This is a genomic window from Protofrankia symbiont of Coriaria ruscifolia, assembly GCF_900634745.1.
In the GTDB taxonomy this organism is placed as follows: Bacteria; Actinomycetota; Actinomycetes; order Frankiales; family Frankiaceae; genus Protofrankia; species Protofrankia californiensis.
Genome location: NZ_CAAAFR010000194.1, coordinates 1 through 6,885, shown reverse-complemented (window position 1 = coordinate 6,885; position 6,885 = coordinate 1). Strand labels below are relative to the sequence as shown.

General features: G+C 70.2%; 6 protein-coding genes and 2 pseudogenes. 3 read left to right on the top strand and 5 right to left on the bottom strand.

Annotation, left to right across the window (positions count from 1 at the left end; translation table 11 throughout):
* Positions 1–238: 238 nt before the first annotated feature.
* The 4 genes and pseudogenes from CV1CTNOD_RS22515 to CV1CTNOD_RS28475 form a co-directional block, all read right to left on the bottom strand.
* On the bottom strand, positions 239–1,069 hold the full coding sequence (locus CV1CTNOD_RS22515; protein ID WP_207386616.1) for a methyltransferase domain-containing protein: 831 nt from the start codon (positions 1,067–1,069) through the stop codon (positions 239–241).
* 153 nt (positions 1,070–1,222) lie between these two features.
* Positions 1,223–2,032: a UbiA family prenyltransferase gene (locus CV1CTNOD_RS22510; protein WP_242606938.1), complete on the bottom strand. Its 810-nt coding sequence runs from the start codon at positions 2,030–2,032 to the stop codon at positions 1,223–1,225.
* A gap of 544 nt (positions 2,033–2,576) precedes the next feature.
* Positions 2,577–3,254 (bottom strand): annotated as a pseudogene (locus tag CV1CTNOD_RS22505) (GlxA family transcriptional regulator); the annotation flags it as partial.
* Positions 3,255–3,283: 29 nt separating this feature from the next.
* The gene (locus CV1CTNOD_RS28475; RefSeq protein ID WP_165485674.1) at positions 3,284–3,598 is read right to left on the bottom strand and encodes a hypothetical protein; all 315 of its coding nucleotides are present in this window, start codon (positions 3,596–3,598) and stop codon (positions 3,284–3,286) included.
* Here CV1CTNOD_RS28475 and CV1CTNOD_RS28015 point away from each other — a divergent pair.
* The 3 genes and pseudogenes from CV1CTNOD_RS28015 to CV1CTNOD_RS22485 form a co-directional block, all read left to right on the top strand.
* Positions 3,549–3,866, top strand: a pseudogene (locus CV1CTNOD_RS28015) (AAA family ATPase); the annotation flags it as partial. The gene CV1CTNOD_RS28475 and the pseudogene CV1CTNOD_RS28015 overlap by 50 nt on opposite strands.
* Before the next feature lie 851 nt (positions 3,867–4,717).
* Positions 4,718–5,419 carry a hypothetical protein gene (locus CV1CTNOD_RS22490; protein WP_131787948.1) on the top strand — a complete coding sequence of 234 codons (702 nt, stop codon included), beginning with the start codon at positions 4,718–4,720 and terminating at the stop codon, positions 5,417–5,419.
* Positions 5,392–5,676 (top strand): MarR family winged helix-turn-helix transcriptional regulator, encoded by a 285-nt coding sequence (locus CV1CTNOD_RS22485; RefSeq protein ID WP_207386614.1) that lies wholly within the window; start codon positions 5,392–5,394, stop codon positions 5,674–5,676. The genes CV1CTNOD_RS22490 and CV1CTNOD_RS22485 overlap by 28 nt, the downstream gene beginning before the upstream one ends.
* A gap of 137 nt (positions 5,677–5,813) precedes the next feature.
* Here CV1CTNOD_RS22485 and CV1CTNOD_RS22480 read toward each other — a convergent pair whose 3' ends face one another.
* Positions 5,814–6,653: a polysaccharide deacetylase family protein gene (locus CV1CTNOD_RS22480; RefSeq protein WP_242606936.1), complete on the bottom strand. Its 840-nt coding sequence runs from the start codon at positions 6,651–6,653 to the stop codon at positions 5,814–5,816.
* Positions 6,654–6,885: the final 232 nt, after the last annotated feature.

Sequence of the window (6,885 nt, the reverse complement as noted above, 5' to 3'; positions counted from 1 at the left end):
CGCGGATCAAGGTCGGTCCAGGCCCGCATGGCGCCTGCGTCTGGCCCCAGCCCGGCCGTTACTCCCTCGGCCACACCGGCATCCTGCGCTGACCGGACCTGCGCTGTCCGACCTGCGCTGTCCGACCTGCGCTGTCCGGCCGGGCCATGCCAGCGCATAACATGATCGGGCTGGTCGTGATGAGGCGGTGTCGGACGTGGGATTCCCTGTCCGGACACGGGTTACCGGACATCCCGGTTCACGTGCGGGCGGCTGACACGGTGCCTTTCACCCCGACCGCCTGGTAGACAGCGGCAGTCGATCGGGTGGGGAGCATCATCGTGACCGTGTCCGCCCCCGCAGGCCCGCCCGCCGTGCCGGCCCCGGCCGGTCCGTTCCGGCGGCGGTACGCAAGCCAGCGGACGTACTCCCGGGCGGACGGCCGCAGCCCGCGCACGAGCGTCAGCCCGACCCCGTGCGCGGCCAGCAGGTCGCGCAGGCGGCGTGGATGGACGAAGAGAGCGGGGTCGTGGATGCCGATCGGCGGGCCGCCCGGCAGCCGTTCGGCCAGGCGGACCATGGTGATCCGGCAGAACAGGGTGTCGGCGAGCGTGTCCACGACCAGTGTGCCTCCCGGTGCGAGCACCCGGGCCAGTTCGGCGCAGGCGGCCGGCAGGTCGGTGAGGTGCTCGAGCACCTCACCCGCGACCACGCATTGCAGGGATGCGTCCGCGAACGGCAGCCGCAACGCGTCTCCGCAGACGCCGACCACACCGTGGCGGCGGGCGGACGCCAGCGCGGAGGGCGAGATGTCGATGCCCACGTGACGCCACCCGGCGAGGGAACCGGTCAGGTGCGCGGCGAGGAGCCCGCCGCCGCAGGCCACGTCGAGCAGCGGCGCGCCGGCCCTGGACGGCTCCGGGATCAGCCGGGCGCGGGCCTGGGCCAGCCAGTGCAGCGCAGCGAACCGGCCGTCGGGCAGCCACCATTCGTCGGCGAGATCCTCGTACTGCTCGGGGTCGTTGCGCGGCCGGTGTGGCAGCCGGGCGTCGAAGCTGCGTCGGGACGATCCGATCGTCACGTTCGGCATGACTATCCGCCTTTCCTCGACGTTCCCGTACGGATATTCGAACCGGAGCTCTTGCACGCAGGGTCGCACGGAAGGCGGCCAGGGGCCGGGTTTCGCGCCGAGGCGCGTCCAGCATCGCAGGCCGGGGCCGCGAAGCGCGCTACCGCAAGGCCGCTACCGTAGGTCGGTCCCGGCGGCGATCAGTAGTGCCGCGTCGAGCGCCGCGAGCAGCATCGTCACCCGGAATGCCCGGCGACCACCGGGTGCGACCCCGGCGGTGGCCAGGCCGACGCACACGGCGAAGCCGGCGAGCGCCGGGCGGGACGGAGGCCACGGTCCGAGGGCGAGCAGCGCGGACGCGGCGGTGAGCAGCCCGGCGGCCAGCAGGGCGGACGCACGGGCGCCCAGCCGGTGCGGCAGGCCGCGCACGCCCGTGCGCTCGTCGTCGTTGAGGTCGGGCAGGGTGTTCGCGAAGTGCGCGCCTGTCCCGAGCATGCCGCCGGCCGCGACGAGCCACACCGGCGGCACCGGATGTCCCGGCAGACCCGCGACGACGAACACGGGCAGGAGCCCGAACGCCGCGGTATAGGGGACAACAGACGACGCCGTGGCCTTCGCACCCAGGTTGTACGCCCAGCCGCAGGCCACGCCCACGAGGTGTGCCGCACCCGCCGGCAGGCCCGACGCGAACGACAGCGGCACGCACACGGCCGCCGCGACGAGTGCGGCCCGGCCGACAGCCCATGCCGGGAGATCACCGCGAGCCACCGGCTTGTCCGGCCGCGCGGTCGTGGCGTCGCGGCTACGGTCGATGTAATCGTTGCTCCACCCGATGGAGAGCTGGCCGGCGAGTACGGCGGAGGCGACGGCGACGAGGCCGGCCATGGACCGTCCGGTCGTGGCGGCGAGCGCGGTCGCAACCGCGGTGACGGTGGCGGTCGGTTCCGGATGGCACGCTCGTACCATCGCTGCGGCGCGGGTCACGGCCGGTAGGGCTCCAGAACCTCGATCGGGCTGGTGGCCTGCGGCTTTGCCGTGGCGGGACCACCTCGGGTCGGGTAAGCCGGGTGGTCATGGTCTGCTCCTCGCTGTATGCGCTGACGCGGAGCATGTTCCGGTTGATGGTGCTGCGGATCCGCGACAGAACGACCCACGCCGGCGTCATCGCCCACACCCGAACACACAGGGCACCGCTCGCTCCCAAGCGTTCCTGGATCCACGTCCAAAATTCTCATCTCCGATCAATATGTGGAGTAACCGTCCTTTGGGGATTATTTCAGGCAGTCGGTCTCCACCTCCGTCCAGACCACCGCAGTTTGTGCACACAATGCTCATATCATCATCTTGATATTGATTACGCAGCCTCAGCCTCTGCCGATCCTGTTTCAATCCCTTGTAGGGGCGATGAGGACCGGAGCCTGGCAGGGCCGTGACCACAACGTTTCCGCTCCGTCCGGATGGTCAGTTCCGGGGATGCGTTCGTGGAAGAATACGAGGCCTGTCATGTCTTGATTCCACCGAGCCATTACAGCGGGCTGAGACCGGTCTCCGCGTGGAATCTGCGCGTCAGGGTGCGAATGCTGGTGCGGGCGTGGGCGGTGAGGTCCGCACGCATGAGTGGTTCGTGCAGCCTTTCGAGTTCCCACTGGCGGGTAGCGGCCAGCGAGGTGCCGTTCTCGGGCGGCAGCGGCGATTCGATGAACTGCGCCTGCCCGCCGGGTCGCACCGGTGCCGCAACGACCAGGCGGGCGATGTGGTTGGCCACCGCGGCGCCGTAGTCGGTGCGCACCAGGTGCAGGCACAGGTCGATGCCGGCGGACAGTCCGGCTGAGGTCAGCACGTTGCCGTCCTCGACGTACAGCACGTCGGGGTGTAGGCCGACCCTGGGGAAGCGTCTGCGGAACTCATCGGACTTGGCCCAGTAGGTGGTGGCGCTGCGGCCGTCGAGCAGCCCGGCCTGGGCGAGGACGAACGCACCGGTGCAGATCGAGACGACGCGCCTGCCCGCGGCCGACGCGCGGCACAGCGCCTCAAGGATGCGCGGGTCGACGTCCTCTCGGGCGCTGGTTCCGGTGACGATGACGGTGTCGGCGCTATCGAGGGCCTCCAGCCCGTGCGGGACGGCGACCTCAAGGCTGCCGCTGGTGGCGACGGGTCCCGGCAGGACTGTGCAGATACGCACCTCGTAGTCGGGGCGGGCGTCCAGGCGTCCTCGTCGGTGCCGGAGCCACCGGATCAGCCGCCGCCCGCCTGCTGGCCGACGCCGGTGAGAAGGTCCGCCTCATCACACGCCGCGGCAGCGGGCCGGCACACCCCCGGATCGAACGTGTCGCCGCCGACGCCACCAACACCACCCGGCTTGTCGAACTGGCCACCGGAGCGGACGTGCTGTTCAACTGCGCCATGCCGCCGTACGACCAGTGGCCTGCCCTGTTCCCGCCCCTGGCCGCCGCGCTGCTGGCGGCGGCGGAACGCACCGGCACGGACTACGTCATGCTCGGCAACACCTGTCGACGAACTGCTCGCCGTGATGGAGCTCGACGGCGACATCGAGCGCACCCTGGTCGTGGACTACTCGACGGGTATGCGCAAGAAGATCGGCCTGGCCGCGGCGCTGCTGCATGGGCCGAAGCTGCTGGTCCTCGACGAGCCGTTCGAGGCGGTCGACCCGGTGTCGGCGGCGACGCTCAAGCGCCTGCTCACCCGGTTCGTCGCGGCAGGAGGCTCGGTCCTGCTGTCCAGCCACGTGATGGCGCTGGTCGAGCAGCTGTGCGACACGGTCATGGCCAGGGGCCGGGTGGTCGCCGAAGGCCTGCTCGGTGCGGCCTACGTCGGCATCACGACGGCGGTCACCTTCACCGCGTTCACCGCGATGGTCGTCTTCGCGGCCCGGCTCGGCACCGTATCGGTGATCGTGTCGATTCCAGCGCTGTTGCTGCAGGTCACCCTGGTCGTGCTGCTGTCGCGTCTGACCGCGCGGCTGTTCGGTGTGCTCGCGCGTTCGCGCACGGGCGGCGCCGTCACGGCGGTCATCACCGCGGCGATGCTCGTGCTGAGCCAGTCCGGCTGGATTGTGTTCATCGCCCTGGACGCCGTCCTCACCACCGGCTTCTCGCACGGGTTCTCGATGGTCGTGCGTTCCTTCCCGTCGAGCTGGGGCCTGCTGGCCGTCGAGGCCGCCGCCCGCAGCCACTGGCTGTGGACCGTCGGCCCCCTGGTCGCGCTGGCGGTGCTGGTCGTCGCGCTGCTGGCCCTGTGGTCGCGCCTGCTCGGCCCGCCGCGGCTGGCCCGCGCCGTGGTGCGCGGCTCGTCTCGTGCGCCCGCACGCGAACGTGGCGCGACCGGCGCGGTGTACGCCAAGGAGATGCGCACCTGGCTGCGTGACCCCCTGCGCGTGCAGAGCCTGGTCGTCGCCCCCGTCTTCGCGATCTTCAGCGGTGTGCTGCCGTTGCTGTTCGACTCGACGGTGTTCCTGCCGTTCGTCGGCGCGCTCACCGCGCTCATGGGTGCGGTGAGCGGCGCAAACCTGTACGGCCAGGACGGCACGGCGCTGTGGCTGACCCTGCTGGTGCCTGCCTCGGAAGAAGCCGACGTGCGCGGCAGGCAATGGGCCTGGCTGACCCTGTTCGGCCCGTTGTCGCTGGTCCTGACCGTGGTCGGGACCGCGCCATGCACGGTTCCCTCTGGCCGTGGGCGCTGGCCGCCACCATAGCGGCGCTCGGCGCGGGCTCGGGACTGCTGCCGGTCGTCGCGACAGATCAGCTCGTGCCCGGCCCCGACCCGCACCTCAACAAGAACTCACCTTTGGAGCGCGGCGACGTCACCGGCCAGACGTTCGTGATGATGTTCCTGGTGCTGACCCTCACCGCACCCGCCCTCGGCACGGTCCTCGCGGGCGACAGGCTCGGCGAGCCGCTGCTGGCCTGGGCAGGCGTGGCGGTCGCGGTGCTGACCGGCGTGCTCTCGTTCGCGCTGCTGGGCAGGACAGTCGCCCGCAGGCTGCGCACGCGCGGGCCTGAGCTGCTGTACCTGATGCGCGTCGGCAAAGACCAGGACGAGCAGGTCGGCGAGGGTGCCAACCTGCTAAAGGTCATGCCGCGTGCCAGGCGCAGCCTGCTGTGGACCAGCTTCGTCATCGGATGTATCGCGCTGTTTCCGCAGGCGCTGGTGCCCATCGGCATGAAACTCGGCGGCGGCGTCGCCAAGGTGTGGTTCCTCGCGCTGTACATGCCGCCGGGCCTGCAATGGCCCACCATCGCGGTAATGATTCTGCTCGGCCTGGCCGCGTTCGGCCTGGCCGGCTGGATCTATATGACCGAGGCGAAGCGACTGCGGGAGAAGAGGTGGTGGGCCGCGTCGTCCACACTCTGAAGATCGACGGACCGGCCGTGCACACCGCTCTCGCCGCACTCGTCGACCAGGGGCTGGTCAGCCGTACGCCGTCCGACGCACACGACCCGAAGATCACGCTCACGCCGGCCGGCGCCACTCGCTTCCATCGGGTGCGAGAAGGTATCGGACGGATCACCCAGCGCCTCTACGGTGGCCTTCCAACCGAGGAACTGGCCACCGCCCACCGCGTGCTCGCCACCGTGACCGAACGCGCCAACGCCGAACTTGCCAGCTGAACGCAGCCAATGTCGTCCTTCGGCTCTGGGGGCAGCCGCCTGCAGTTGAACAACCTGGCAGGCTGGGAGCTGGGATGGTCGTGGCGGCTGTTGGGGGTCGGTTGGGCGGACGCGGTGTCGTGGGCGTGCGCCGGTGCCTATCCCGTGGCCCGTGAGGTGCCGAACATGGTGTCGAGGGTGACTGGCTGGAGGTGGCGTTCGGCGATGAGCTGTTGGATGCGGTCGAACAGGCCCAGGACGGTGGGATGGTTGGCGTGGCCGAGCATGATGGTGCCGGGTTGTAGGTAGCAGGTGGCCAGGCCGATCAGCTGGTCGGGGGTGAGCTGGGTGGAGTCCCCGAAGCTGCCGTTCCACAGCAGGATGCGGGGGTAGCCCATCTCGGCGACCACCCCGTCGACGTGCTGATTGTGCGCGCCGTAGGGCGGTCGGAACCAGGGGCGTGAGGTGATTCCGAAGGTCTTCTGGATCCATTCTTCATTTTTTTCGACGTCGGTACGGATGTCCGCGTCGGAGCGGCCCGGGAGCTGGTGATGTGTCCAGGTGTGGTTGCCGATCTGCACCTGGCTAGCCTCGATCAACGGCCGCAGCACGGGGGCGTGCTGGTCCCAGATCTGCCGGTAGGCGCCGTTCGGGCAGAACGTGATCGGTATTTTGGAACGCTGCGCGAACTCGACATAGCCGGCCACGGTCTGCGGGTCATATCCGTCGTCGATGGTCAACGCGATCTGCTGGGTGCGGTCGGGCGCCTGGAAGGTGGGATGCGCCGGGCCGGGGTGTGGCGGCGGGATCGGCGGTAATGGCTGCCCGGGAGCGGCCGCGACCGTGCCGGCCGCTGCCGGCCCGGCCGGCGCTTCCCGGGGTGTGTTCGAGGCGGACGGCTGCTCGCCGGGAGCCGGGCTCGCGCTTGCGGAGCAGGCGGCGAGCAGCGCTTCCGCCGCGCCGATGCTGAGCAGGCTCAGTAACATCCGCCGATCCACGATGGGCACCTTATTGGACGGTTCGGCAGCATTGGACGGTTCGACGGCGGACGACCGGCCGCTGGGATGTGGTGCGCCGGGAACCCTGAGCCCGTGAGGTCACCGAGAACTCCGGAGGATGCCCCGGCCTTCAGGCCGGGGAGGAATCCGGTCCCCCGCGGAGCGGAGCAGGGGTAGGCGATTCGCCGCTAGGGCGCGTATCGAGTCGTGATCATTGGGTGGTCCGGCTGAT

Coding starts and splice junctions, on each gene's coding strand:
- CV1CTNOD_RS22490 (WP_131787948.1), top strand. CDS start 4,718: ATGCACGGTTCCCTCTGGCCGTGGGCGCTGGCCGCCACCATAGCGGCG.
- CV1CTNOD_RS28475 (WP_165485674.1), bottom strand. CDS start 3,598: ATGTCGCCGTCGAGCTCCATCACGGCGAGCAGTTCGTCGACAGGTGTT.
- CV1CTNOD_RS22515 (WP_207386616.1), bottom strand. CDS start 1,069: ATGCCGAACGTGACGATCGGATCGTCCCGACGCAGCTTCGACGCCCGG.